Annotated in this window: 24 protein-coding genes and 1 pseudogene; 9 read left to right on the top strand and 16 right to left on the bottom strand. The window is 65.0% G+C overall.

What is annotated here, in order from left to right; all coding sequences use genetic code 11:
* The 3 genes and pseudogenes from AC1DF3_RS34650 to AC1DF3_RS34640 all read left to right on the top strand — a co-directional run.
* Positions 1 to 497, top strand: a pseudogene (locus AC1DF3_RS34650) (non-homologous end joining protein Ku); the annotation flags it as partial.
* Between the two features lie 31 nt (positions 498 to 528).
* Positions 529 to 870 (top strand): RNA polymerase factor sigma-54, encoded by a 342-nt coding sequence (locus tag AC1DF3_RS34645; RefSeq protein ID WP_478142488.1) that lies wholly within the window; start codon positions 529 to 531, stop codon positions 868 to 870.
* The gene (locus AC1DF3_RS34640) at positions 788 to 1,180 is read left to right on the top strand and encodes an RNA polymerase factor sigma-54 (RefSeq protein ID WP_478142489.1); all 393 of its coding nucleotides are present in this window, start codon (positions 788 to 790) and stop codon (positions 1,178 to 1,180) included. Before AC1DF3_RS34645 ends, AC1DF3_RS34640 begins: the two co-directional genes overlap by 83 nt.
* Here AC1DF3_RS34640 and AC1DF3_RS34635 read toward each other — a convergent pair.
* Positions 1,140 to 1,388, bottom strand: a complete 249-nt coding sequence (locus AC1DF3_RS34635) for a hypothetical protein (protein ID WP_478142487.1) — start codon at positions 1,386 to 1,388, stop codon at positions 1,140 to 1,142. The two genes, AC1DF3_RS34640 and AC1DF3_RS34635, sit on opposite strands and share 41 nt — an antisense overlap.
* Positions 1,389 to 1,643: 255 nt before the next feature.
* Here AC1DF3_RS34635 and AC1DF3_RS34630 point away from each other — a divergent pair, with 255 nt between their 5' ends.
* From AC1DF3_RS34630 to AC1DF3_RS34615, 4 genes are all read left to right on the top strand, one after another.
* The gene (locus tag AC1DF3_RS34630; protein ID WP_478142486.1) at positions 1,644 to 2,225 is read left to right on the top strand and encodes a DUF4142 domain-containing protein; all 582 of its coding nucleotides are present in this window, start codon (positions 1,644 to 1,646) and stop codon (positions 2,223 to 2,225) included.
* A 197-nt stretch (positions 2,226 to 2,422) separates the two neighbouring features.
* Entirely contained in the window at positions 2,423 to 3,424 is a 1,002-nt protein-coding gene (locus AC1DF3_RS34625) for an SDR family oxidoreductase (RefSeq protein ID WP_478142485.1), read from the top strand.
* Positions 3,425 to 3,549: 125 nt separating this feature from the next.
* The gene (locus AC1DF3_RS34620) at positions 3,550 to 4,620 is read left to right on the top strand and encodes an ATP-dependent DNA ligase (protein WP_478142484.1); all 1,071 of its coding nucleotides are present in this window, start codon (positions 3,550 to 3,552) and stop codon (positions 4,618 to 4,620) included.
* A 577-nt stretch (positions 4,621 to 5,197) separates the two neighbouring features.
* On the top strand, positions 5,198 to 5,479 hold the full coding sequence (locus AC1DF3_RS34615) for a hypothetical protein (protein ID WP_478142483.1): 282 nt from the start codon (positions 5,198 to 5,200) through the stop codon (positions 5,477 to 5,479).
* Positions 5,480 to 5,518: 39 nt separating this feature from the next.
* Here the strand turns inward: AC1DF3_RS34615 and AC1DF3_RS34610 are convergent, their stop codons facing one another.
* The 7 genes from AC1DF3_RS34610 to AC1DF3_RS34580 all read right to left on the bottom strand — a co-directional run bounded on the left by AC1DF3_RS34610 (position 5,519) and on the right by AC1DF3_RS34580 (position 13,560).
* Entirely contained in the window at positions 5,519 to 6,079 is a 561-nt protein-coding gene (locus AC1DF3_RS34610) for a hypothetical protein (RefSeq protein ID WP_478142482.1), read from the bottom strand.
* Between the two features lie 981 nt (positions 6,080 to 7,060).
* The gene (locus tag AC1DF3_RS34605; RefSeq protein ID WP_478142481.1) at positions 7,061 to 7,228 is read right to left on the bottom strand and encodes a hypothetical protein; all 168 of its coding nucleotides are present in this window, start codon (positions 7,226 to 7,228) and stop codon (positions 7,061 to 7,063) included.
* 525 nt (positions 7,229 to 7,753) lie between these two features.
* The gene (locus AC1DF3_RS34600; protein WP_478142480.1) at positions 7,754 to 9,046 is read right to left on the bottom strand and encodes a c-type cytochrome; all 1,293 of its coding nucleotides are present in this window, start codon (positions 9,044 to 9,046) and stop codon (positions 7,754 to 7,756) included.
* Positions 9,043 to 9,969 (bottom strand): cytochrome c oxidase assembly protein, encoded by a 927-nt coding sequence (locus AC1DF3_RS34595; protein ID WP_478142479.1) that lies wholly within the window; start codon positions 9,967 to 9,969, stop codon positions 9,043 to 9,045. Before AC1DF3_RS34595 ends, AC1DF3_RS34600 begins: the two co-directional genes overlap by 4 nt.
* A gap of 11 nt (positions 9,970 to 9,980) precedes the next feature.
* Positions 9,981 to 10,598, bottom strand: a complete 618-nt coding sequence (locus AC1DF3_RS34590; RefSeq protein ID WP_478142478.1) for a cytochrome c oxidase subunit 3 — start codon at positions 10,596 to 10,598, stop codon at positions 9,981 to 9,983.
* Complete coding sequence (gene ctaD / locus AC1DF3_RS34585) at positions 10,595 to 12,547, bottom strand: cytochrome c oxidase subunit I (RefSeq protein ID WP_478142477.1); 1,953 nt, start codon at positions 12,545 to 12,547, stop codon at positions 10,595 to 10,597. Before ctaD ends, AC1DF3_RS34590 begins: the two co-directional genes overlap by 4 nt.
* The gene (locus AC1DF3_RS34580) at positions 12,544 to 13,560 is read right to left on the bottom strand and encodes a cytochrome c oxidase subunit II (protein WP_478142476.1); all 1,017 of its coding nucleotides are present in this window, start codon (positions 13,558 to 13,560) and stop codon (positions 12,544 to 12,546) included. Before AC1DF3_RS34580 ends, ctaD begins: the two co-directional genes overlap by 4 nt.
* Positions 13,561 to 13,732: 172 nt before the next feature.
* On the opposite strand from AC1DF3_RS34580, the gene AC1DF3_RS34575 reads away from it, so the two are divergent.
* Both AC1DF3_RS34575 and fdhD read left to right on the top strand, forming a co-directional pair.
* A complete protein-coding gene (locus AC1DF3_RS34575) occupies positions 13,733 to 16,054 on the top strand; it encodes an FdhF/YdeP family oxidoreductase (protein ID WP_478142475.1) in 2,322 nt (773 codons plus the stop codon).
* Positions 16,047 to 16,892 carry a formate dehydrogenase accessory sulfurtransferase FdhD gene (fdhD, locus tag AC1DF3_RS34570; protein ID WP_478142474.1) on the top strand — a complete coding sequence of 282 codons (846 nt, stop codon included), beginning with the start codon at positions 16,047 to 16,049 and terminating at the stop codon, positions 16,890 to 16,892. The genes AC1DF3_RS34575 and fdhD overlap by 8 nt, the downstream gene beginning before the upstream one ends.
* Positions 16,893 to 17,227: 335 nt before the next feature.
* Here the strand turns inward: fdhD and AC1DF3_RS34565 are convergent, their stop codons facing one another.
* The 8 genes from AC1DF3_RS34565 to AC1DF3_RS34530 all read right to left on the bottom strand — a co-directional run.
* Positions 17,228 to 18,112, bottom strand: coding sequence for an NAD(P)H-hydrate dehydratase (locus AC1DF3_RS34565; protein WP_478142473.1), 885 nt, complete (start codon positions 18,110 to 18,112; stop codon positions 17,228 to 17,230).
* Positions 18,113 to 18,173: 61 nt separating this feature from the next.
* Positions 18,174 to 18,434, bottom strand: coding sequence for a hypothetical protein (locus AC1DF3_RS34560; protein WP_478142472.1), 261 nt, complete (start codon positions 18,432 to 18,434; stop codon positions 18,174 to 18,176).
* Positions 18,435 to 18,447: 13 nt separating this feature from the next.
* Positions 18,448 to 18,879 (bottom strand): histidine phosphatase family protein, encoded by a 432-nt coding sequence (locus AC1DF3_RS34555; protein WP_478142471.1) that lies wholly within the window; start codon positions 18,877 to 18,879, stop codon positions 18,448 to 18,450.
* A gap of 36 nt (positions 18,880 to 18,915) precedes the next feature.
* Positions 18,916 to 20,076 (bottom strand): zinc-dependent alcohol dehydrogenase, encoded by a 1,161-nt coding sequence (locus tag AC1DF3_RS34550; RefSeq protein WP_478142470.1) that lies wholly within the window; start codon positions 20,074 to 20,076, stop codon positions 18,916 to 18,918.
* A 10-nt stretch (positions 20,077 to 20,086) separates the two neighbouring features.
* Complete coding sequence (locus tag AC1DF3_RS34545; protein ID WP_478142469.1) at positions 20,087 to 20,506, bottom strand: serine/threonine protein kinase; 420 nt, start codon at positions 20,504 to 20,506, stop codon at positions 20,087 to 20,089.
* A 518-nt stretch (positions 20,507 to 21,024) separates the two neighbouring features.
* The gene (gene xth, locus AC1DF3_RS34540) at positions 21,025 to 21,792 is read right to left on the bottom strand and encodes an exodeoxyribonuclease III (RefSeq protein ID WP_478142468.1); all 768 of its coding nucleotides are present in this window, start codon (positions 21,790 to 21,792) and stop codon (positions 21,025 to 21,027) included.
* Between the two features lie 6 nt (positions 21,793 to 21,798).
* Positions 21,799 to 22,260 carry a hypothetical protein gene (locus tag AC1DF3_RS34535; protein ID WP_478142467.1) on the bottom strand — a complete coding sequence of 154 codons (462 nt, stop codon included), beginning with the start codon at positions 22,258 to 22,260 and terminating at the stop codon, positions 21,799 to 21,801.
* Between the two features lie 356 nt (positions 22,261 to 22,616).
* Positions 22,617 to 23,279: DJ-1/PfpI family protein (locus tag AC1DF3_RS34530; RefSeq protein WP_478142466.1), on the bottom strand; the 663-nt coding region annotated here is incomplete at its 5' end.

Genomic DNA, 23,279 nt, shown 5'->3' with positions numbered 1-23,279 from the left:
AGATTGCATTGGCCAAGGTTGTCATCGCGACCAAGCAGCACCTTGCGGCCCTTGTACCATCCGGACCCGCACTCGTTCTGGACCTGCTGCGCTGGGGCGACGAAGTGAAGACGCTCGATTCGTTGGACCTGCCGCCTGCCGGACGGAAGAACCTCAGCGCGGCAGAACTCAAAATGGCCAAGCAGCTCATTGCCGAGATGTCCGGCAAGTGGGACCCAGAAGACTTCAAGGACGAGTTTCGGCACCAGGTCATGAAGCTCGTGGACAAGAAGGTGAAGGCTGGCAAGACCGAGACGGTCATCGAGCCCGAGGAAGAAGCCCCTGAGAGCAGCAACGTCATCGACCTGACTGAATTGCTTAAGCGGAGTCTGAAAGGCGGTACCAAATCCGGGGGGAAAGGCTCATCAAAGACAGCGGAGAAAAAGCCCGCCCCAAAGAAGACCGCTACGAAGCGGCCGGCTTCCACAAAGAGCACGTCAGAACGAAAAGCGGCATGAGCGCGAGCCATGCAGCAAGAAATGTCCCTGCGTGCACCATTTTCCGCTGGCCGGCGGAAGCCCAGATCCCTGGCAGGCGAGCGGCGCGCCCGCGCGCAGGCCGTCTGGGGCGTGTAAAAAAGACCTGGCCGAACGACCAGGCCAAGCAAGACCCCGCCGAACAAGGACGACCACCCTTGTGCGCGCTGGGCCGTGCAGCGCTGCGCGTCGGGTCTCGACGGTGCGCGACATCTCAGTCGCGATCGTGTCCCAGCAGAAGCTCTTCCTCGACTACGGCGCCCTGGCGATGAATCCGCTGGGCTTGCGCGAAGTCGCCGACGCTGTCGGGGTGGTGCCTCCTTCACGTCTCGCGCGCGCCCATCACAAGAACTAGCGACTCCGCACCGCGTCTTCGAACTGCAGTACTTCTTCTCCCGGAGGCGCGGCCCACGCAGGCGCCAGCCACTAGCGAGCGCAACCCCTCCTTTTGGAGCGACGCCCTAGCACCTGAGCTCTGCCAACAGGGCTTTGGCATCGCCCGCCGCAGAGTCACCAAGTACCGCCAGGGCCTCAACATCGATCCAGTGCAGCGCGGCGCAGTGCCAGCTGACGCCTCAGGTAAGCAGAGTCCCCCTGCCTGGCTGGCAGGTTGGCTCTCCAGCCTCAGCTCATCGACATCCGGTCGACCTGCGCCAACAGCCTAAACAGCTTTGCCATCCCTTCAGCGTACCTGCCGATGCGCCACTCCTCGAGGATCTCGAGCGCCAGGGTCTCGAGGTCGAGCGCGTAGTGTCGGCCGATGTCGAAGTCCTCGTCGGACTTCGATGTCAGGACCACGCGCGCCAGCGTCTTCGCCGCCTTGCTGGTCGGGACGTCGGCGAGGGGCTTGCGAGCCGACTTGATGGGTTTCATAGACGGACGCCTCCATCGAACGCAACAACTCAGGGAGTCAATACCACCTTGCGGCAGTCCTCTTCCGGGGCGGGCATCGTCTCGGCCCGGACGTTCCTGGAGTCAGAAGCTTGCATGAGAAGTCTCCTTGGAAAGGCAAGAGGCTTAAGAACCTGGCAGCGACGCGGTGTCGGCGCTGCCACGTGTGTGCGGTAGGACCTCTCCGACCTCGCAATAAGCACGAACCCGATGGGCGGCCGGCGCGCCATGCGTAGCTTGTCCAGCCATCCCGCGCAGGGGCCGCGGGGCAACCAACCAGGAGAATTCTTCATGAACACCATTCGTCTGCTTGCTGTCTCGGGGGCGTGTGCATGCGCCCTGTCGTGTCTTCCGACATTTGCCGCCGATGCGCCCGCCAAGGCGGACCAGGAATTCGTAACCAAGGCGGCGGGCGGGGGCGTCTACGAGGTCGAGGTCTCGAAGATGGCCGCCTCCAAGGCGAAAAATCCGGACGTCAAGGCCTACGCGGACATGCTCGTCAAGGACCATACCGCGGCGAACGATGAACTAAAGGGGCTCGCCTCCATGAAGGGGATGGTGCTGCCTCCGGACATGCCGGCCGACAAGAAGGCCAAGATAGACAAGCTGTCGAGGTCCAGCGACATCGACCGCGAGTTCATCAAGGAAGTCGGCATGGACGACCATCGAACCGACATCGCACTGTTCGAGAAGGCCAGCAAGAATGCCAAGGATGCCGAGGTGAAGGCCTGGTTCGGCAAGACCTTGCCGACCCTGAAGGAGCATCGGGCAGCGGCGGAGAAACTCAGTCGCGGCGGCAGCATGGCGATGAAACACTGAACGCTGGCGCAGACCATGGCCACCCAACCCACCGCCCGGCCCCTGGCGGTCGACTTGGCGAAGTGCTGCACAGAAGCGGGCTACGACCTGCTGCTGGCTGGCGACCAGCCGCTCGTAAAAAAACTGACAGCGGCTGGCGCCGCCGCGCCTGCCCCCGGTGAAGGAATTTCAACCCCAGCAGCACACAGGAGCAGCCCATGACCTCATCCGACGACCGATCGAACACCGAAGGCGGCGACGTCGCCGTCCAGCACCGCAAGGTGCAGCGCGAGCAGGACGACAAGGATCGCGCGACCCAGACCAAGGCCAGGAGCGACCAGCCGATGCAGGCCGGCCACCGCCCCGAGCCCGAGAACCCCATGCCTGCCCAGCACCTGGAAAAGCCCGGCCTCGAGGCCGAGATGGATCTGCAGCCGCGCTTCAAGGCGCCGGGCTATCTGGGCAGCGGCAAGCTCAACGGCATGGTGGCGCTGGTGACGGGCGGCGACTCGGGCATCGGCCGCGCCGTGGCCTTGCTGTATGCGCGCGAGGGCGCCCGGGTGGCACTCGTTTTCCTGAAAGAGGAGGAGGTCGACGCGCAGGAGACTCAGCGCTGCGTCGAGGCCGAGGGCGAGCAGTGCCTGCTGATTCCTGGCGACGTGCGCGACCCTGCGTTCTGCAACCAGGCGGTGCAGCAGACGCTGCAGGCCTTCGGTAAGCTGGACATCCTCGTCAACAACGCTGCCTTCCAGCTGCATGCGGCATCGATTGAGGACATCACCGACGAGCGGCTCGACCTCACACTGCGCACCAACGTGATCGGCTATTTCCAGATGGCGCGCGCGGCAGTGCCGCACCTGCCCAAGGGCGGCTCCATCATTAACACCGGCTCCGTCACGGGGCTGGAAGGCAGCGCGCAGCTGCTCGACTACTCCACTACCAAAGGCGCCATTCACGCGTTCACGAAGTCGCTGGCCAGCAACCTGCTGGACAAGGGCATCCGCGTCAACGCGGTCGCGCCGGGGCCGGTGTGGACACCGCTCAACCCGGCCGACCGCGCCGGCGACGAGCTGAAGGACTTCGGCCAGCAAACCGACATGAAGCGCCCGGCGCAGCCCGAGGAACTGTCGCCGGCCTACGTGTTCCTGGCGGCACCATGTTGCGCGAGCTACATCACCGGCATCGTGCTGCCCATCACACGCAGCGTGGGCGCGGTATAGCGACGGGCAGATGCGGTAGCGGGTATGCCCCGCCTCTCAGTGACCCGTTCGACGCCCGTGCGAACTGCCCCGGCTCGAATGGTCCTGCTCAGTGCGCTCGGGGGGATCCCATGACAGGCGCCCCCTTGCCTGCCTTCGGCAGTCTTGCGCCAATGCTTGCGTCGACTGCCCTGACGGTGCCCGCGGGCGCGGGCTGGCTCTATGAGCCAAAGTGGGACGGTTTCCGCGCTATCGTGTTCCGGGCGGGCGGCGCGGCCCGCCTACAGAGCCGGGACGCCAAGCAGCTGGACCGCTACTTCCCGGAACTAGTCCAGGTGCTGGCGCGTTGTCTGCCCGACGGCTGCGTGCTCGATGGCGAAATCGTCGTTGCGAGCGGAGATGGCCTGAACTTCGACGCGTTGCAGCAGCGCATCCACCCGGCCGTCTCGCGCATCGAGCGCCTGGCCCGCGAGACACCGGCGTCCTTCGTGGCCTTCGATCTGATCGGGCTTGACGGGATGGACATCTCGGGCTTGCCGCAGGACGAGCGCCGAATGCTGCTGCAAGCACTCCTGCTCGATGCGCCGCCGCCGATCCACCTCACGCCGATGACCACGTCGCATGCCGAGGCCATCAAGTGGCTGGGATCCTTCGAGGGCGCCGGGCTCGACGGCGTGGTGGCCAAGGCAGCCGATGGTCCCTATCGCCCCGGAGAGCGCGCGATGATCAAGATCAAGCACGTGCGCACCGCCGACTGCGTCGTGGCCGGCTTTCGCTGGCACAAGAGGGGCCAAGACGCCATCGCCTCACTTCTGCTCGGTCTTTACGATGACGCAAGGGTGCTTCACCACGTTGGCTCGACGTCGGCCTTCAGCATGACCGAGCGCCGGGCGCTCGTGCAGGAGCTGGCGCCCTTGCGCCCGCCCACACTCGAAGGTCATCCTTGGGCGCGCTGGGCAGAGGCGGGCAGCGACGCCAAGCGCCGCATGCCCGGTGCCCAAAGCCGCTGGAGCGGCGGCAAGGACCTGAGCTGGCAGGCGCTGCGTCCCGAGCGGGTGTGCGAGGTCCGGTACGACCATCTGCAGGCGCGGCGCTTCCGCCACGCTGCGATTTTCCTGAGGTGGCGGTTCGACAAGCCGCCGCTCGCATGCCGTTTCGACCAGCTCGAGGTGGTGGCGCCCTACGAACTGGCACGGGTGTTCAGGGGCGACTGTTGAGGTTTGTCGACTGGATCTTCCTGAGGAGTGGCGCAATCTAGACGGGTAAAGAAAAAACCCGCCGGAGCGGGTTAAGTACAGCCCTTGAGAGAGGGAGGAGGAGAAGAGCGGGCTGCCAGCAACCGAGTCTGGGCCCCGAAACTGAGGAGAAGCTGACTTTCGTCCCGCCGTCCGCGGGCGAGCAGCCGTCAAAGTGGCGTGGGCACACTCAGGTGTTCAGGTGTCTGCCCCTTGGCACCACAGGGTTGTAGCTGTCAGCGAATGTCCCCCCCCAATGACAGCCTCAGAATCAGCGGGCCAGGCATAGCCGCATATGTGCCTGCGTTCCGAAAACCATGCGAGGAATGTTCCGCATGGCAGAAGCTGACTCTCCTTTCCCCGCTCGGCTTCACGAACCAGCGGAAGTGAAGGAAATCCCAGGCGAAGAATGTCAACGCGGTGAAGTTGACGCTCTTTGTGAGCGAGCGCGCCGAGCCCGGGAGGTTGGACTTAGGGCAGTTGAGGCCAGCCGACAGCTACGAGCAGAGATACGTGCTGGCAAGCACCCCATGGCCGGATTCTGACCAAGCCAGAACCATTGAACCATTTAGCGGCCGGGCCCGAACAACTCCAGGGCAACTTCGACAGGGTCGCGCTCGCCTTCTTTTTCGTAAAGCTCGGCCGCGACCTCCAAGACGCTCTGGTCATCGGCGAGTCCCTCGGCCAAGCGCACCCATTCCTCGCGGAACAAGTGGATCCACGCCGCGCGGGGCGTCAGCGTGATGCCGTGGCGCAGGATTGGCGGATGGGGTTCCCACATGCGCGCATCACCGGGCCTTACGACCGGCGCCAGGACAAGGTGTCGCTCGACGAGGCGTGAGTTCGCATCTAAGCGATCCAGCCGGTTCTGATACGCCGCCTACGCACCGGGCGGAACGCCTACGTTCTCGTGCGGCACAACGTTCTCGACCTCGCGCGCGACGAGCTCGTCCCTGGCTGCCTCCAAGGGGTTGCGCTCTCCATCCGTCTCGAGTCTTCGAAGGGCACGACGGGCAATGTCATCGGGGCCGAGGTCGGAGATTCGCTGCAACTCATGCGAAAAGGCGAGCAGCCACGCTTCCTCCGGCGTGGGCGTTCGTGGGTCCCACACCGGTTCCGGAGGGACCTGAGGTGTCTGGGCGCCCTTGTTCGCGGCGCCAGCAGGCGAGCGAACGGAGGCCGCGAAGGTCCAGGCTTCCCGCTGCGCCGGGTCGAGTTCGTCCGTCGCCTCCGGTCGCTCTTGGCTTTGGCTGGCGACGATGGCTTCCAGATCCGCAGGAGTGAGGGGTCCGGCCGCCTTGCCGCGGCCGGCCAGGGCCACGTCGAGGGCGAAGGTCCAGTGAGAAGGAATCCGAGGATCCTTGCACAGCATCCGCGAGGCCAACTTGGCGGCCCTTGGACTCAGCTGCTGAATCTTTTCGTAGCATTCGCTCCAGAACATATTGAGAGTTCTCCGCGGCCCATCGAAGCAATTGACGTGCCGGATGGCGTCCCCCGAAGATCGCCGCGAAGAGTGACCACACCGGCAAAATCTGCCGCAGGTATTGCAATGTCGGACCGCAATTGGGGGGCGGAGCCACAGCGATAGTAGGCGCCATGAAGTTGGCGCAAGAGAGAGGTATTGGACGGAGTTTTTGTTTTTTGCCCTTGGCTATCCGCCGCACTTGGTCGTGGAACGAAACATGCTTCAAATGCATGAAGATTCCAGCAGTTGCGGAAGGTCACGGGTGTCGGCAGGGGAACTAAGACCTGCCTCAAATTCGGGCGGGGACCTTGATGCCCGTGCCCGTGGCCGTGGCCGGCCAGCATGGCACCACGCGCCTTCGTAGTGACGATTTTCCGCAAGTCTCTCGACATTGCGGTCCCGCCAGCCCTATGCGCGCTATGCGATCGCGAATACCTCCCGCCCGGAGCGCCGCGTAGTAGCGTAGCTGCTGGACAACAGAACGGACGGCCACCGGCGCTGGTAGGGGAAGCTTCGGCATCCGCCCGATTCGGGTCGGTCCCCGATGCCGGGGGCCGTCCCCCGCTGCCTGCACGCTCCCCGTTGATTTTCAGCAATGTGATCCTCAGGAATCAGGCGCACTTCCTTGACTCAAAAGCAAGAAAGGATGGTGTTCTAAACCGAATCGCGCGGGAGTCAGGTCACATTCAGTGGCACCGTCGAACCCTGGAGATAGGTCGCATCCACCTTCCGGGCGTTGATGATGAGTTCCGTGACCCCATGCATCTGGGCAGGGATAGGCTGAAGGTGTGTAAGCAGCACGTCGTAGCGCGAGAAGGAGGCGGCTCGTCCCTCAGCCGCTCGGCGGCCTGCTCGGCATCGATGTAGTTTGGTAGGTGGTGAAGGCGAGCAGCGCGAAAGCGACTACCGAGGGCAGCCAGACCGCGAACACCAACAGTAGAAGGCGGTTGCGGATGCTCACAGGTGATCAAATTGCATGGTTGGACCTACCATTTTTCGTCTCGTTCGGAGCTGAAGGCTAATCTCGCAAAGCTTGCGCAAACTGTCCAGCGTCAGGCGAAGAGCAAAACGCGTTACCGAGATGGCCTTGCCGCGCTTGGCATCAGTCTGGGCGTACTGCTTCATGGCGAACTCCCGCTTGGCCTGGTTTGTCGCGCGCTCAGGCCCGCCCGCCAGCGTCCGGCTCGGGATAGCGGGCCGGAGGCAGATCTGCCGTCAATTCGAAAGCCGCGGAGTCGTCGTGCTTGGTGGCTACGACGGTTCTTTTTGCCGACTTGTTCGCGCCGGGCGCCGGGCGAGACGGGAATCTGCTGGCCGCTGTCTTCGTGCTAGGGACTCTACTCCGGCGCCGATGTTGTCGGCACCTTCGCTCCTGGTTCGCCCGTGTTCCGTCGCCGGTTCCGGTGACTGGAGGGGTGCTCATGTGGCTTCCTTTCTGGCAGTGAGAGAGAAACAGTCGCATGCGCGATGCCGGCTGGAGGGCCATGCGCACCAGTCGGTCACCTGCTTGCGCCCGCAGGGGGGGACCGCGCTCCTCCCTGCCCACCGCGGGCCTGGAGGGCGCACTGCCGATCGTACAGGGCAGTACCTCCGGTGCCGCGGGCACGGCGAGGGAGGTAACTTCGCGCGCCCGTGGAATGTTGCGGATCGTCATCGATGCAACTGACGGCGGATTTTCGAAACGTCATGGGTCGAGACCGGCCGCGCGTCGTTGCCCCAGCTCTGTCGGGTATAGCTGAGCACCTGCGCCATCTGCACATCGGTCAGGGTGCCAACGAATCCTGGCATGGCCTGCGGCGGCGGACCCTTGGCAGTGGCCGGACTGCGGCCGCCCTCAATCACCAGTCGTATCACGGCCGAAGGATCTTCGGCAAGCACCGACGGATTGCCGGCCAAACGCGGAAAGACCTTCGGGACGCCGCGGCCGTCCGGTTGGTGACACTGCACGCAGAAGCCGCGATAGACCGCGGCGCCGACAGATTCGACGTCGCCCGTGTAGTTGCCACGGGCTGGCGGCGGGTCGGTCTCGGCCTGGGCTTGGTAGCTGCCTGCCCCCTTGCGCACCGGCAGGCTTTTGAGATAGCCCGCCACCGCGCGCAGGTCGTCCTCGCTCAGGTACTGCAGGGTTTGCTCCACCTCCTCGGCCATGGTGCCGAAGGCGACCATGCCGTCGCCGTGGCCCGTGGCCAGAAACGAGGCGATCCCTTCCGCCGACACCCGGCCGAGCCCCGAGCCCGGGTCGCCCGTGAGATCTGAGGCGAACCAGAGGTCGTTGACCTGCCCGGTGAGATAGTGCTTCGAGTGCTCGTCGTAGCCGCGCTCCTGGAAGCCCAGCCCGCGCGGCGTATGGCAGGCGCCGCAGTGGCCGAAGGACTGCACCAGGTAGGCGCCGCGGTTCCATTCTGCGGCCTTGTCCCGGCGCGCGACGTACTCGCCGCGCGGCAGGAACATCAACTTCCAGAACTTCAGCGCCCATCGCTGGTTGAATGGAAACGACAGATAATTGTGGGGCGACTCCTGCGCCACCGGCGCCACGCCGTGTAGCAGGTAGCTGTACAGGTCTCGCAGGTCGGCCTCGCTGGCCTTCGCGTAGGCCACGTACGGCATCGCCGGATAGAGGTGCCGGCCGCCCAGTGCCGTGCCTTCTCGCAACGCCTTCTCGAAGTCCTCGAAGCTGTAGCGGCCGATGCCGTGCGCCGGATCGGGCGTGATGTTGGTGCTGTAGATCGCGCCGAACGGCGTCGGCACGGCGCGCCCGCCGGCGAACGGCGCACCGTGCTTGGGCTCCGTGTGGCAACTCGCGCAGCCGCCGATCTTCGCAAGGTATTCGCCGCGCGCGAGTTGTTGTGGTGCCGGCGCGTCGGCATTTGCCGTGGCGACGGCGAGCGCCCAAGCAAGCGGTGCAGTGGCGCCGCGGAGGATGCGCGTCGTCGAGGCAGTCATGGTCGAGCAATCATTTCCGGGGACCCGGGCGCCTGGCGCCTGACCAGCCAGCGGGCCGCCACCGCGAGCCCGCCGACGATGTAGGCCATCCCGCCGGGCACCCACATCACGAGGCCGCCGACGCGTTGGTCGTCCAGGGGATCGAAGCCCCAGGCGGTGGTTTCGGCGTAGCTCGGATACCAGATGACGGGTGCCAGCGTCAACAAGGCGCCGAGCGCGCCGGTATGCACCATGGTCGTGAATACGGACAGCATGGCGTGGGCGCCCGCCTGGCCAAACCGATGGATGCCCAGCACCGTCCACCAGAACAGCAAGGCGCTGAGAAAGAAGCTCCAGTGCTGCAAGGTATGGACGGCAGGATGGTGCAGCGCGGCCTCGAAGAGGCGCGGCACGTGCCAAGCCCACACGTCGACAGCGTGCAGTGCCCATGCGACGATCGGCGCCGTCAGCCAGCGCCATGCCGCAACAGGCGCGCGCGCGCGCACCGCGCGCGCGATCGCTGCCCGGGCACGCGGCCCGAAAGCCCAAAGCCAGACCGCGAGCGGCCGCCCCAGCACCAGCAGCGGCGCGGCCACGATCATCAGCAGTTCGTGCTGCAGCATGTGGGCCGAGAACAGCACGCCACCGAGCGCGTCGAGCGGCGAGACCAGGGCCACCACCAGCACCAAGCATCCGCCGGCGAAGGCCGTGCCCCGCAGCGCGTGGGTGCGGCGGCCCAGTTGCGAGCGCATTCGGAGCTTCGCGTGCCCGATCCCGTACAAGAGCGCACCAAGCAAAAGCAGGGAGATGACCAGCGGGTCGGCGCTCCAGGTCAGCGCCGCCATGCCGGCGTCGGGCTGCGCATCCGCCACGTGCGCCGACGCGACGCCCGGGACCAGCGCCCAGACCGGGAGCAATCGACAGCGCAGAGAAAGGGGTCGCATTAGGGCCGGCCTCAGATTCGTGGCGCGAGATAGATGACGGCGTACATCGGCAGCCAGCTGCCGATCACGAAATACCAGTAGAGCGCGTTCTCGCTGACGTCCACGAAGCGCTTGCCTTCGAAGCGGCGGCTGAACAGCAGCGCCGCGAGCACGCCGGTGTCGACGGTGTCGGTGATCAGGTGCGTCGTATGCAGCCCGAGCAGCAGCCAGATCACCGAGCCATAGGCGTTCGCCGTCCAGCTGATGTTGAGGGCGGTGAATTCGAGCGCGCGGAGCGCCAGGAACACCACCGCGAAAGCAAGGCACACCAAGATCCACAGGCGTGCGCCAGACCGGTCTTCGCGCTCGGCCGCGGCCTTCGCCAGCTGGTTGGGCCAGGCGCTCAGCAGGAGGATCACCGTGTTCAGCGAGCCCCACAACAGGTCCGGCGGCGCGGCATCGATCGGCCAGGCCGGGGCGACGCCGCGCAGATAGAAGTACATCATGATGCCGAGGCCGAACACCGTGCCTTCGATCAGCATCAGTCCCATGGTGCCCCACCACATCAGGCTGCCGGGCCCGAAGCGGTAGGTCGGCAGCGCCGAAACGTCGAGCGTGTCGGCCGCGCCTTGCTCCCTGGCCGCCGTCATGGCCGCTGCTCCAAGGCGACCGAGCGCGAGGTCTCGCGCGGCTTGGGCCAGAACCAGCAGATCAGGGCTACCGCCAGCGGCAGCGAGGCCCAGACGACGGCCCAGGGCGAAAACACCGAGCCGACGAACAGCACCGTGGTCGCCACAGCACTCCAGAACGGCCAGGCGGTCGGCGACGGAAACAGCGGCCGGCTGTCCGGCCGGGCTTCGAAGGCGGTGGTGGCCAGTACCTCGCGTGCCTGGGTGGCAAGGCCTCCGACAAACGCCGGCTGCCCAGGCGGCGACCAGAGGGGATCTGCCCCGTGCACCACCGGAATGGCGTCGAAATTGTGCGGCGGCGGCGGGCTCGGCATGCTCCATTCGAGCGTGCCCGCGCCCCAGGGATTGGCGCGCGCCACAGCCCCGTGCCGCAGGCTGAAGACCACGTTCAGGATGAACACCAGCGCGCTCAGCGCAATCAGGAAGGCGCCCACCGTGGCGGCGAGGTTCATGCCGTCCCAGCCCAGGCCCGCGGGATAGGTCCATATGCGCCGCTGCATCCCGTGCAGTCCGAGCAGGTGCATCGGAAAGAAGGTCAGGTTGAAGCCGACGAAGAAGAGCCAGAAGTGCAGCTTGCCGGCCGCTTCCGACAGCATTCGCCCGCTGAGCTTCGGAAACCAGAAGTAGAAGGCGCCGAAGAGCGGGAACACGCCGCCGCCGAGCAGCACGTAATGCAGGTGGGCGACCACGAAGTAGGTGTCGTGCACCTGCAGGTCGAGCGGCACCGAGCCCAGCATGACGCCGGTCAGCCCGCCCAGCACCAGGATGACGAAGAAGGCCAGCACAAAGTAGAGCGGGCTTTTCAAATCGAGCCGCCCATTCCAGAGCGTTGCGATCCAGCAGAAGATCTGCACCGCCGATGGCACCGCGATGGCCAGGCTCGCGGCCGTGAAGAAGCTCTTGCCGATCTCCGGCAGGTTGGTCGCGAACATGTGGTGAACCCACAGGCTGAAGGCGAGAAAGGCGGTGGCGATCAGCGCCAGCACCATCGCGCGGTAGCCGAAGATCGGACGGCGCGAGAAGGTCGATACGATCGATGAGATGAAGCCGAGCGGCGGGATGAAGATCAGGTACACCTCGGGATGGCCGAAGAACCAGAACAGGTGCTGCCAGAGAAGCACATCGCCGCCCCTGGCCGGGTTGAAGAAATGCGTGCCCACCAGGCGGTCCAGGATCAGCGAGCTGCTGCCGATCATCACCGCCGGCATCGCGAACAGGACCATGAACTGGGTCACCAGCGTGGCCCAGACGAACAACGGCATCTGGTCGAGGCGCATGCCGGGGGCGCGCATCTTGAGAATCGTCGTGATCAGCACGATCGCCTGCAACAGCGAAGCCAGCTCGGTGAAAGTGATCATCTGGGCCCAGATGTCAGCCCCCTTGCCAGGTGCATAGTCGCTCGACGAGAGCGGGACGTAGGCGAACCAGCCGACGTTCGGACCGGCGCCAAGCGCAAAGCTGAGGTAGAGAAAGGCACCGCCCATGACGAAGATCCAGTAGGCGAAGGCGTTCAGGCGCGGAAAGGCGATCGAGCGCGCGCCCACCATCAGCGGCACCAGGTAGGCAGCCACGGCCTGCATCACGGGCACCGCGAACAGAAACATCATGGTCGAGCCATGCATCGTGAACAGCTGGTTGTAGGCCTCGGGCCCGACCAAGTGAGCCTGCGGCCGCGCCAGTTGGACGCGCATCAGCAGGGCAAGCAGCCCGCCGAGCAGGAAGAACACCAGCGTGGCGATGATGAAGCGGCGCGCGATGGTCTTGTGGTCGATGGCCTCCAGCATGCCCATGAAGCCCGGTGGATCGCTCCAGGTCCGGCGCAGCGCGGCCACGGCGAGCTGGCCGGCCCGCGGACCGTCGCGGCCCCCCGCGCGATCGCTCATTTCGCGAAGGGCGCGGTCGGGCGTCATTTCAGGGTCTCCAGGTAGCTGACCAGCAGGCGCACCTCTTCGGGTTCCAGCGCGCTGGGTGGCATGGTGGCGCCGGCCTTGAGCGATTGCGGCTGCACGATCCAGGCCGCCAGCAGGTCCGGCCGGTTGGCCACCGTGCCGGCCGCGATCGTCGGGCGGCTGGCCACGTGCGTGAGGTCGGGGCCGAGCGTGCCGCCGGCCGGCGTACCCCGCACGGCGTGGCATTGGGCGCAGTTGCGCGCCAGGAAAAGCGCCTGCCCGCGCAGCGCATCGGGTTGCGCGGGTGGGCTCGCCGGACTGGCCTGCAGCGCCTGCCACTGGGCGTAGCGCTCTGGCGGGTCGGCCGTGATGTTGAACACCATCAAGGCATGCTGCAGGCCGCAGAACTCGGCGCACTCGCCGCGAAAGCTGCCTGCGCGGTCGGCCCGGAACTGGATCGTGGTGGTGCGCCCGGGAAGCATGTCCTTCTTGCCGTGCAGCTGCGGAACCCAGAAGCTGTGGATCACGTCGACGCTCTTCAGCGTCACGACCACAGGCCGGCCGACCGGGACATGCAGATCGCTCGACACCTCGAAGCCAGGCCCGTCGGGGTCGTTCGCGTAGCGCGTGCGCCACCACCACTGGGCGCCAACCATCTCGATGTGCAGCGCGTCGTTCACCGGCAGTCGCGAGAGCGCGCGATCGGTCAGCACGTCGAGCGCGACCAGCCCGGCCAACGCGGCGCCCGAAAGCAGCGAGGCGATCAGCACCACGCGGGTCGCACCGGGTTCATGGCGCTCGCCGCGCGCCGGTTCCGAGGACTCGCGGCGGGCCCGGCGGGTGGCCCGCACGAGCGCCATCATCAACGCCAGCAGGACCAGCGTGAAGACGGCGATGCAGACCCAGACGGTCAGCTGCCACAGCGAATGGATGCGGGCGGCCTGGACGCCGGCTGGGTCGAGTGCCCCCTGCCCTGCGGCGGCATCGGACGCGCAGGCCGCGAGCAGGGCCCACGTCACGCGATGTGCCCACACGGTCGGGGCATGGAGGCCAGGCAGTGGCAATTTTCCCTCGCAGGTGCTTTTGTTGGTGAAGTGCCCCGCCGTCCGACATCAGGGCACTGCGTCGACCTACGGAACGCTGGCGCAATCCTGTCCACGGTGTTGTAGGACGAAGCCATCAAATTTATTCCACTGAGGCATCACCATGAGCGAGCAAAGCAAGGACAAACGATCCGAGGCCTACACCCACTCCGCCGGCGGCTGGGGGTCTCTAAAGGCAGTCACTACCTACCTGCTGCGCGAGGGCATCCCGCTCGCCGGGCCCTCGGCGCTGCGCAAGCAGAACAAGCCTGGCGGCTTTGCCTGCGTTAGCTGCGCCTGGGCCAAGCCCGCCGATCCGCATCCGGCCGAGTTTTGCGAGAACGGCGCCAAGGCGACCGCCTGGGAACTCACCAGCAAGCGCAGGACCGCGCAATTTTTCAGGGAGCACACGGTTGGCGAGTTGCTCTCATGGAGCGACCATCAACTCGAAGAAGGCGGCCGCCTCACCGTGCCGCTGCGCTGGGACGCAGAAAGCGACCGCTACATGCAGGTCGGCTGGAACGAGGCCTTCGCCGAGATCGGCGCCCAGCTGCGGCTGCTCCAGGCCGAGGACCCGAAGTCGGTGGTCTTCTATGCCTCCGGGCGCGCCTCGCTGGAAAGCAGCTACATGTACCAGTTGCTGGCCCGTCTATATGGCAATAACAACCTGCCCGACAGTTCGAACATGTGCCACGAGAGCACCTCGGTGGCCCTGCCGAAGACCATCGGCGTGCCGGTCGGCACAATCACGCTGGACGACTTCAAGCATACCGACGCGATCTTCTTCTTCGGCCAGAACACCGGCGTCAGCAGCCCGCGCATGCTGCACGACCTGCAGGACGTCCGCAAGCGGGGCGTGCCGATAGTGACCTTCAATCCATTGCGAGAACCCGGCTCGTTGAGTTTCGCCAATCCGCAGTCGCCCACCGACATGCTGACGCCGCACGAAACGCAGATCAGCACCCAGTACCTGCAACTGAAGAACGGTGGCGACCTCGGCGCGATCACCGGCCTCTGCAAGGCGCTGGTCGAGGCCGACGACGATGCGCTGCGCACTCAGCAGCCTCGCGTGCTTGACGCCGCCTTCATCGCCGAGCACACCCGTGGTTTCGAACCCTTCGCAGCGCACCTGCGCGCCACTTCCTGGACGGACATCGAACGCGAGTCCGGCCTGACGCGGGCCAGCCTCGAGGAGGCGGCCGGGGTCATCGCCCGCGCTCGCGCCGTGATCGGGGTTTATGGCATGGGTCTGACGCAGCACCGCAAGGGGGTGCAGAACGTGCAGATGGTGTCGAACCTGCTCCTGCTGGGGGGCCATATGGGCCGACCCGGCGCAGGCATCCTGCCGGTGCGTGGCCACTCCAACGTGCAAGGCCAGCGCACCGTCGGCATCACCGAGAAGCCCGAGTTGGCGCCGCTCGACAAGCTGGCTGAGCTGTACGGCTTCGAGCCGCCGCGCGAGAAGGGGCTCAACACCGTCGAGGCCTGCGAGGGGGTGCTCGACGGCAGCGTCAAGGCCTTCATCGGATTGGGCGGCAACTTCGTGCGCGCCGTGCCCGACACCGACCGCATCGAGCCGGCCTGGCGTCGCTTGCGTCTGACCGTGAACGTGGCGACGAAGCTGAACCGCAGCCACCTCGTCCATGGCGAGGTGGCCTACCTGCTGCCCTGCCTGGGTCGCATCGAGATCGACCGCCAAGACGGCGGCGAGCAGATGGTGTCGATCGAGGACTCGACCGGCTTCATGCATGCCTCCAAGGGCGTGGCGGAACCGGCCGCGTCGACCTTGAAATCCGAGCCCGCCATCATCGCTGCGATCGCCCGCGCGACATTGCCGCCAAACGCTAGGGTGCCATGGGACGAATGGGTCGCTGACTACGCCAAGGTCCGCGACCACATCGCACTGGCGCTGCCGGAGATCTTCCATGACTTCAATGACAGGCTGAAGGCGCCGGGCGGCTTCCGCCGGCCGGTTGCCGCCTGCGAGCGCCAGTGGAAGACGGAGACTGGAAAGGCCAACTTCCTGGGCTACGAAACCCTTGTGGCGGACCCCGATACGCCCGAGACGGGCGCCGACGTGCTCCGGCTCATGACGCTGCGCAGTGACGACCAGTTCAACACCACTATCTACAGCCTCGATGACCGCTTCCGCGGCATCCACGGGACGCGCAAGGTGCTGCTTGTGAATATCCGCGATATGAAGCGCCTGGGCCTGGCCGAAGGGGCGATCGTGACCGCCCGCACGGCCGTCGACGACGGCCACCTGCGCGAGGTGGCCGGCCTGCGGATCACCCCATTTGACATTCCGCCGGGCTGCGTTGCGGGCTACTACCCGGAGTGCAACCCGCTGGTGCCGCTGGCCCACCACGCAGAAGAAAGCAAGGTGCCGGCGGCAAAGGCCATTCCGATCCGCCTGCATGTCACCGCCGAGGCCTCCCATGTATGAAGCGTCGACGCTGCAGCAGGACGTCACCCAGTGGGGCATCGCGCCCGCCCGGAGGGTCAGTGACCGGGTGCTCGAGGAGACACCTGTCGCCATGGTCTACAACGGCATTTCGCATGCCGTGATGCTGGCCTCGCCGATCGACCTGGAGGACTTTGCGGTCGGCTTCAGCATCACCGAGGGCATCGTCGAATCGGCGGCGCAGATCCACGACGTCGAGCTGGAGCAAGGCCCGGAGGGGATCGCGCTCCAGGTGCGGATCGCCGAAGGGCGCATGGCGGCGCTGAGGCTGCGCCGGCGTGCCCTTGCCGGGCGCACCGGTTGCGGCCTGTGCGGCATCGAGAGCCTGGCCCAGGCGGTCCGACCGCCGAAGCAGGTCGACAGCCGCGGGCACCTACGGTTCGGCGCTCTGGAGGCGGCCTTCGAGCGCCTGTCGCAGGGCCAGGCGCTGCACCGCGAAACCGGCGCCGCGCACGCGGCCGGCTTCGCCGCCTGGGACGGGGAACTGCAGTTGCTGCGCGAGGACGTCGGCCGCCACAACGCGCTCGACAAACTGGTCGGCGCCATGGCGCTCGCCTCGCAGCGAAGTGCGGGCGGCTTCGCCCTCGTCACCAGCCGGGCCAGCTTCGAGATGGTCCACAAGACCGCCGCCGGCGGCATCGGAATGCTTGCCGCGCTGTCTGCGCCTACCGGTTTGGCGATCCGCGCAGCCGAGGTAGCCGGAGTGACGCTGATCGGATTCGCGGGTCGACAGCGGCGCCTGATCTACAGCCATCCCGAGCGCATTGTCGAAGTCACGCCGTCGGAGAACGAGCAGCCTCAGGAAGCGCGCGCACTGTGATACTGAGCGGCGCGTCTGCTCCGACGACGACCCAGCCAGCCTGTGCGTGTCGTGTTGGCCGTCGGCAATTCCGAGCAGAGCGCGAACCAAAAGGCCTCGCCTTCTCTTCGGTGCTGGCACTGCTCATCGGCGCTGAGGTCAACGCGGCGACGACCCGGAGGCTGACGGCTTGCCGGCGTTCAAGTTCCTCGACTTGCCCAAGGACTTCTGCTTTCCGAGACTAAGGCTGGCTCTGCCACGCCTTGCCGGGCGCCGACTAGGAAGGTCATGATTGGGTGCCAATGTAGAACGCCTCAGTTGGAGCAGCGGCGACGGATGTTGAACTAAACTCGCTGCTAGCGCCGTCGACCAATCGCGTGAGCCAGTGCTGGCACCTCCGCAGACAATTCACGCGCCAGGTAGCCAAGCGCGCCGTAGCGCTGCGCGAGTGCCGCGCCAGCACGCGCATGCAGAAGCACGGCCCATGCGCTGGCCTGCAACGGAGGCAACCCACGCGCTGCGAAGCCGCCAATGAGCCCTGCCAGTGTGTCGCCGGAACCGGATGTGGCAAGGCCCGGTCCACCGTCGCCGAAGCGCCACGCGGTACCGTCCGATTCGGCGATGAAAGTAACGGCACCCTTAAGAACCACGCAGGCATTCCAGCGCTGCGCGGCCTCACGTGCCACTGCCAGCGGATGTTCGCAAATGACTTCCTTGGGTAGGCCGCTCAGGTGCGCCATCTCGCCTGCATGCGGCGTCAGAATCACTGGCTGCACAAAAGCCCCTTGTTCTACGACCGACATGGCGAGTGCGTCAAGAACAAGCGCGCTGCTTCGGAACAGCGGCAGCATCTCACGCACGAATGACACGCTACGATCCTCATCCAACATGCCGGGGCCCATTACAAGCGAGCTCACGCTCTCCGCGATCGGCGCCAATGCACGGCAACCGCTCGCGTGAAACCCGCCATCGCGCGTCTCCGCCAGTGCAATGACCGTTGCCTCGGGAATGGCGAGCGCGAGACCGGCCGCGACACGCTCCACCGCCGCGATGGTGAGCTTTCCTGCCCCCGCGCGAAGCGCTGCCCCAGCAGCGAGCAACACGGCACCCGGAATCTCGCGACTGCCGGCGACGATTAGAACGTGACCCCGGCTCTCCTTGTCCGCATCGGCGGCGAGCGTGGGCAGTGGCCACCGCCGCAGCGCGGCTTCCGTCAGGGCCCTAGGATGAGTGTCAGCCATCAGACATTAGGGCTTGGGCCCCGCGGGCCGGTCAGGCTCGCTTGTGACGGGAGTGGCAGCCTCACGAAGCGGCAACGTAAAGTTCACGAGATCCAACTGAAGGACTTCGTCTTTCGTCGTTGCGTCGTTCAGCCCGACAGGAGGTGACCGCGCAGTTAGGCACGTCTCCCTGGCGGTCGATTTCAAGGATTTGGTGCTCATCCATCTGCTCCAGCAGGTAGCGCATGCAGTTCACGATCACCTGATGCGCGACCACCAGTACCCGGCAGCCGGCGTACTCGCGCGTCACCATCTCGAGCAGACTGCGAAGGCGCAGAATCACGTCGCACCAGCTTTCACCGCCGGGCGGACGGAAATAGAACTTGCCGACATGACGGCGCTGCTCGTCGATGCTGCTGCTGGATGCCAAGCTTGGTCAGCCGGTCAAGGATGCCGAACTCCTTTTCGCGGAGGCGCTCGTCTATACGCAGCTTGGACGCATGTCCGCCCGGGTGCACGCCCTGAGCGACAAGCGCCGCCGTTTGCTTCGCGCGAAGGCAGGGAGAGCACAGGATCACCTGCGGTTGCTCGTCTTGTGCCAAGGCACCAAACCATTCGCCCAAGGCCGCGGATTGCGTTTTTCCGAGTTCGGACCACGGAACATCGATGTCTCGCCATTCAAGGGCGATCCGTGCCAAGCCTCCAGCCTCGGCAGCATCGCGTGTCACGTTGCCGGCGCTTTGTCCGTGCCGGATCAGCCAAAGCGTCTGCGGCCAGTTGGAACGCATGTTAGATGGCTCGACAGACGAAGAAAGCGGAGCGATTCACGGCGTCAGCACTACCTTGCGACAATCCTCGAGCTTCTGGTCGAACACCTTGTACCCTTGCGCTGCTTCAGATAGCGGCAGTCGGTGGCTAACGATCACCTCGGAGGAAAGTCGGCCTTCCCCGATATGGGTCAGCAGCTCTGGCAGGAAACGCTGGACATGTGTCTGACCACCTTTGATGGTGATGCCCTTCTCGAAGATGTCGCCAAATAGGAAGCCGTGAAGAAATCCTGTGTACACGCCGGGCACACTGACGACGCCGCCCCGACGCACCGCAGCGATGCACTGCCGAAGTGCCTTTCCGCTACTCGTCTCGATTTTGAGTTTTGTGAGTGCCGTTTCAAGCGCGCTACCCTTGGCTTCGAATCCCACCGCATCGATCACCGCATCGACACCTCGCCGATGGGTCGCCTCGATGATGATCTCGGCCGCATCGACATCGTCGAAGTTGATCGGAATTACACCAAACGTTCGCTGGGCAAACTCAAGTCGATACGGATGGTGGTCGACCATGATGATCTCGCTCGCGCCAAGCATTCGGGCGCATGCCGCAGCCATCAAGCCTACCGGACCGGCACCGAAAATGGCCAGCGTGGATCCTTCTCTTACCTCCGCGTTGAGCACCGCCTGGTATCCGGTAGGAAGGATGTCGCTCAGAAACAGTACCTTTTCGTCGCTCAATGAATCGGGGATTTTGATGGGACCCACGTTGGCTTTCGGCACACGAACCAGTTCGGCTTGCCCGCCAGGGATTCCCCCGTAGGAATGGGAAAATCCAAACAGCGCTGCGCCGGGGCGGATGCCCTTCGGATTGAGGATGGTGCCTTGGTCCGGATTTGTCGACTCGCACGCCGCGAACAAACGCGTGTTGCAGAAGTAGCACGTTCCGCAGGCGATGACGAAGGGGACCACGACTCGATCCCCAACCTTGAGCTCGGTCACTCCTGTACCGGCAGCAACCACTTCGCCCATGAACTCGTGACCGAGGATATCGCCTGAAAGCAGCGTGGGCACCTTCCCTCGATATAGGTGGAGATCCGAACCGCAGATCGCGGTGGCGGTCACGCGAAGGATGATGTCGTCAGGCTCCTGCAGGACGGGATCCTTCACCGTATCAACCCGGACATCCTTGCTGCCGTGATAGACGAGAGCTTTCATGATTACTTTCCTACTGCGGCGTGCCCGTCTTCTCTTGCGGATTGGTCGGGACATCGGGGCGCTCGCCCTTCTTTCCCATCTGCGGCTTAAGTTCGTTTTTTGTAGGCTTGACTTCTGCTCGCGTCATAGCGCCGGTGGGTTCGGCGGGGTTGGGTTGGTTATTGATGGTGGTGGTCGCCTCGCCTTTGGGCAAGTTGGTATTGGCCGTGTTCTTGTGCTCTGCACGGGCTTCCGCCTTCACTGCGTCTCGGGATGCGGGATTGGACCCGTCAGGCCGTTGCGTCGGATTGCCGACGCCTGCGGGAGTCTTGGTGCTGGCTTGGCCCCCTACCGCAGGGTCAGGTGCGGCCGGAACCGACGTGGTCTGCGCGGCGGCGCCGGTGCAAAAGATCAGGGCAATGGTCCAAACAGATATCAGCGCAAATTTCATGATGCTTCCTATCCCCTCGAAACCGAAGGAGTCCCCTCCACTCTAGACTTTGATACGGGGCGCGACGTACGCGCAGTGACCTCTTCAGCGTAGGTCAGGGGCCATGGGTCCAGAACTCGCCCCTGCGAACAACATTTGCGACCTACGAAGGGCCGATGAGAAGATCGTTCAAAGGAGGACGCAGAGGAAAGAAGAAAGCAGTACGAACGCCCCCGGGATAAACGCGAACCGTATCGGTCGACCAGCTCGTAGGAGTTTCCTGAGCGTTCCGAGATCGCGGCGACGGCCCCTCGGGTCGTGCCGGGCATACGAAGCCTCCGCCCTCCTCGAAATGAAGAGCCAAAAAGCGCATGGCGGAGGAGAATCGGCGGCTTGCAGGGGATGCCCTGCCGAGCGCAAAGGCTCCGAGCTGCGCTCCCGCCCTACTGTCGAATCGACACAGTCAGGGGAAAGAAGCGTGGATCCATCCCTATCCCCCGTTCAGTTTGCACGCGGGGGCGATGGCCGGGTAGACACGCTTATCCAAGCTCGACCCACGCGGGCGCATGGTCGCTTGGCCTTTCTCGTCCGCGATACTCGGCGTCGACCCCGGCAGCTCGGAGCTTCGCGCTGAGACCAGGACTTAGGAGAACAAAGTCCATCCTGAACCCCGCGTTGCGGCCAAAAGCGTAGCCGCTAACCCAGAACGTATAGAGTTCCTCGCGCCCCTGAGGGTTGAGATGTCGCGCGCTGTCGACCCAGCCCTGGGCCAGCAGTCGCCGGTACGCTTGTCTGGCCTCCGGCTGGAGCACAGCGTCGAATCGCCACGTACCAGCGTTATAGATGTCGATGTTGGTAGGGACGACATTGAAATCTCCACAAAGGACCACGTCGCGGTCGACAAGCGTTCTCGCATGAGCGTTGAAGCGCTTGAACCACTGAAGCTTGTAGGCGAAGTTATCGCTCGGGACCGGGTTGCCGTTCGGTAGATAGACCGAAGCTACGCGAAGCGGGCCGACGTCCGCTTCCAAATACCTCGCCTGTTCATCCGCGTCACCGCCGGGAAGCCCTCTTCGAACCTCCTCAGGCGCGGCAAGGCGCGACAGAATGGCAACGCCGTGGTGACGCGGTTGACCATGCCAGACAACCTGGTAGCCCGCCGCCTCGATCACATCGTATGGGAATGTCGCATCCCCTGTCTTTATTTCCTGAAGACATGCAACGTCTGGCCTGGTCTCCGAGAGCCATTCAAGGAGTCGCGGCATTCGGCCCTTGACGCCATTGACATTAAAAGTCGCGACCTTCACGTGTTCTCAGTCCCCTTGACGGGTGGCAGGAAGCAACAGTCCGGCGTCATGGTCCCGACCACGCTTATCTAAGAAGACGGAAGCGAGATCAATGATGTCGATAGCCTTGAACGCTAGTGCGACCCCCGCACTAACGGAGAACAAGCGCCAAGGTCTCAGCATCACCAGAAGGCCGCCGGTTGCAGCCGCATACGCGACCAATCGCTGCGGGTGCCGCCTGGCATATCGATGCAGGCCCGGCTCCAGCAATTCATAGGCCAACATTGCTGGCTGGCGACGCCACCAACGCGTCAGGGAGTTCACCTTGACTGGAGGTTCCTTATCTTGAACTAGGCGAAAGGCCCGCGGCTCCCCGGCCCCGTCAGCAGATGTATCAGCCACTTCTCGAAATCCCATCGCGCCCAACAATTCAGCGCGCGATGCCGCCAACTTCGCTTTGGGTGTCAATGGCGCACTGGTGTCATTCATCCTGAACTCCTCGGGCGCCGCTATCCACCGCCGATGCCCACGGTGACCTTTCCGGTACCGGAGCAATTGGTGCAAGGACGTCGATCGGAGTCACGGCCGGAGCCTCCACAATTTCGGCAAATCGTCTCCCCGGTCCCGGGCGTGCCCTGGGGGGCTTCGTCGCCGAGGCTTCTAGCAGGATCCTTGGGGGGGTTTTGCCCCCCGGAGGTTGAGGACTGGTTCATCGCATTCTCCTTTCCCGGTTGAGGATCCCGGCGACACAAGACAGGACCGAGTCAATCCCCTTTTTTGCCGCGCAGCACAGTGGAAGTAGCCTATGGCGTGACATTCCATTCGCGGCCTCCCGGGGAGATGGCTTACCCCTTCGGCGGATCGTTTTCTCGACCGAAATGCCTGTGTTTGCCCATGGCATCGATAAAGTCCGCGATGGCTTCGTCAGCGGCATCAGGAGCTGCAAGGACCAGTCCCGGATCGGGAGAACCGTCGGACATCGTCATTGGGATTTGAGCTTCTGCGAGGAGCGTTTCCGAAGCACCGAACGCCAGGATGGTTTTGCAGTGCCAATACTGGAGCCGCACGAACTCGAGTGTGTGAGCGTCGGCATCGAGAGCCGCTACCGCCCCTTCTCCATCGGGGAGCACCAGGGCGTCAAACAGGACGCCCGGCGAGTTTTCCATGGTCGCGTCCGCGGCGAACTTCTCGCCTCCGATGCCAACATAGGTGCCAAGCCGCGCGCCGATGAGGCGGGGCACGGCGCCGGCGGCCCTTAGTGCCGACACGACTTTGCCAAGCGATGCGCCTTCGACGCCATGCGCGACCAGGACCGCGACCTTGCGGGTGCGGATGCCACCGTCGCCGGGCCGGGCGAACAGCGACAACGCCGGCGAGCTTTCGACTTCGGGGGACGCCGGATTCTCCAGCGCCTTCGGCATCGGGGCGGGCAGGTCCATGCCGAGGTCCTGCGCCAGCCGCGCCGCCAGGTCGGGCGCCGCGTTGAGCAGGCTGGCCACCACGCGCTC

Source organism: Variovorax sp. 10N432 (assembly GCF_056394465.1).
The sequence above is the reverse complement of the archived record's forward strand: the minus strand, read 5'-3'. Positions and strand labels throughout refer to the sequence as shown.

What these genes read in the sequence shown, in the direction of transcription:
- AC1DF3_RS34625 (WP_478142485.1), top strand. Translation starts at nt 2,423, where the DNA reads ATGACCTCATCCGACGACCGATCGAACACCGAAGGCGGCGACGTCGCC.
- AC1DF3_RS34605 (WP_478142481.1), bottom strand. Translation starts at nt 7,228, where the DNA reads ATGAAGCAGTACGCCCAGACTGATGCCAAGCGCGGCAAGGCCATCTCG.
- AC1DF3_RS34555 (WP_478142471.1), bottom strand. Translation starts at nt 18,879, where the DNA reads ATGCGTTCCAACTGGCCGCAGACGCTTTGGCTGATCCGGCACGGACAA.
- AC1DF3_RS34545 (WP_478142469.1), bottom strand. Translation starts at nt 20,506, where the DNA reads ATGAAATTTGCGCTGATATCTGTTTGGACCATTGCCCTGATCTTTTGC.
- AC1DF3_RS34590 (WP_478142478.1), bottom strand. Translation starts at nt 10,598, where the DNA reads ATGACGGCGGCCAGGGAGCAAGGCGCGGCCGACACGCTCGACGTTTCG.
- AC1DF3_RS34535 (WP_478142467.1), bottom strand. Translation starts at nt 22,260, where the DNA reads ATGAATGACACCAGTGCGCCATTGACACCCAAAGCGAAGTTGGCGGCA.
- AC1DF3_RS34610 (WP_478142482.1), bottom strand. Translation starts at nt 6,079, where the DNA reads ATGTTCTGGAGCGAATGCTACGAAAAGATTCAGCAGCTGAGTCCAAGG.
- AC1DF3_RS34635 (WP_478142487.1), bottom strand. Translation starts at nt 1,388, where the DNA reads ATGAAACCCATCAAGTCGGCTCGCAAGCCCCTCGCCGACGTCCCGACC.
- AC1DF3_RS34600 (WP_478142480.1), bottom strand. Translation starts at nt 9,046, where the DNA reads ATGACTGCCTCGACGACGCGCATCCTCCGCGGCGCCACTGCACCGCTT.
- fdhD (WP_478142474.1), top strand. Translation starts at nt 16,047, where the DNA reads ATGTATGAAGCGTCGACGCTGCAGCAGGACGTCACCCAGTGGGGCATC.
- AC1DF3_RS34595 (WP_478142479.1), bottom strand. Translation starts at nt 9,969, where the DNA reads ATGCGACCCCTTTCTCTGCGCTGTCGATTGCTCCCGGTCTGGGCGCTG.
- AC1DF3_RS34565 (WP_478142473.1), bottom strand. Translation starts at nt 18,112, where the DNA reads ATGGCTGACACTCATCCTAGGGCCCTGACGGAAGCCGCGCTGCGGCGG.
- AC1DF3_RS34575 (WP_478142475.1), top strand. Translation starts at nt 13,733, where the DNA reads ATGAGCGAGCAAAGCAAGGACAAACGATCCGAGGCCTACACCCACTCC.
- AC1DF3_RS34550 (WP_478142470.1), bottom strand. Translation starts at nt 20,076, where the DNA reads ATGAAAGCTCTCGTCTATCACGGCAGCAAGGATGTCCGGGTTGATACG.
- ctaD (WP_478142477.1), bottom strand. Translation starts at nt 12,547, where the DNA reads ATGACGCCCGACCGCGCCCTTCGCGAAATGAGCGATCGCGCGGGGGGC.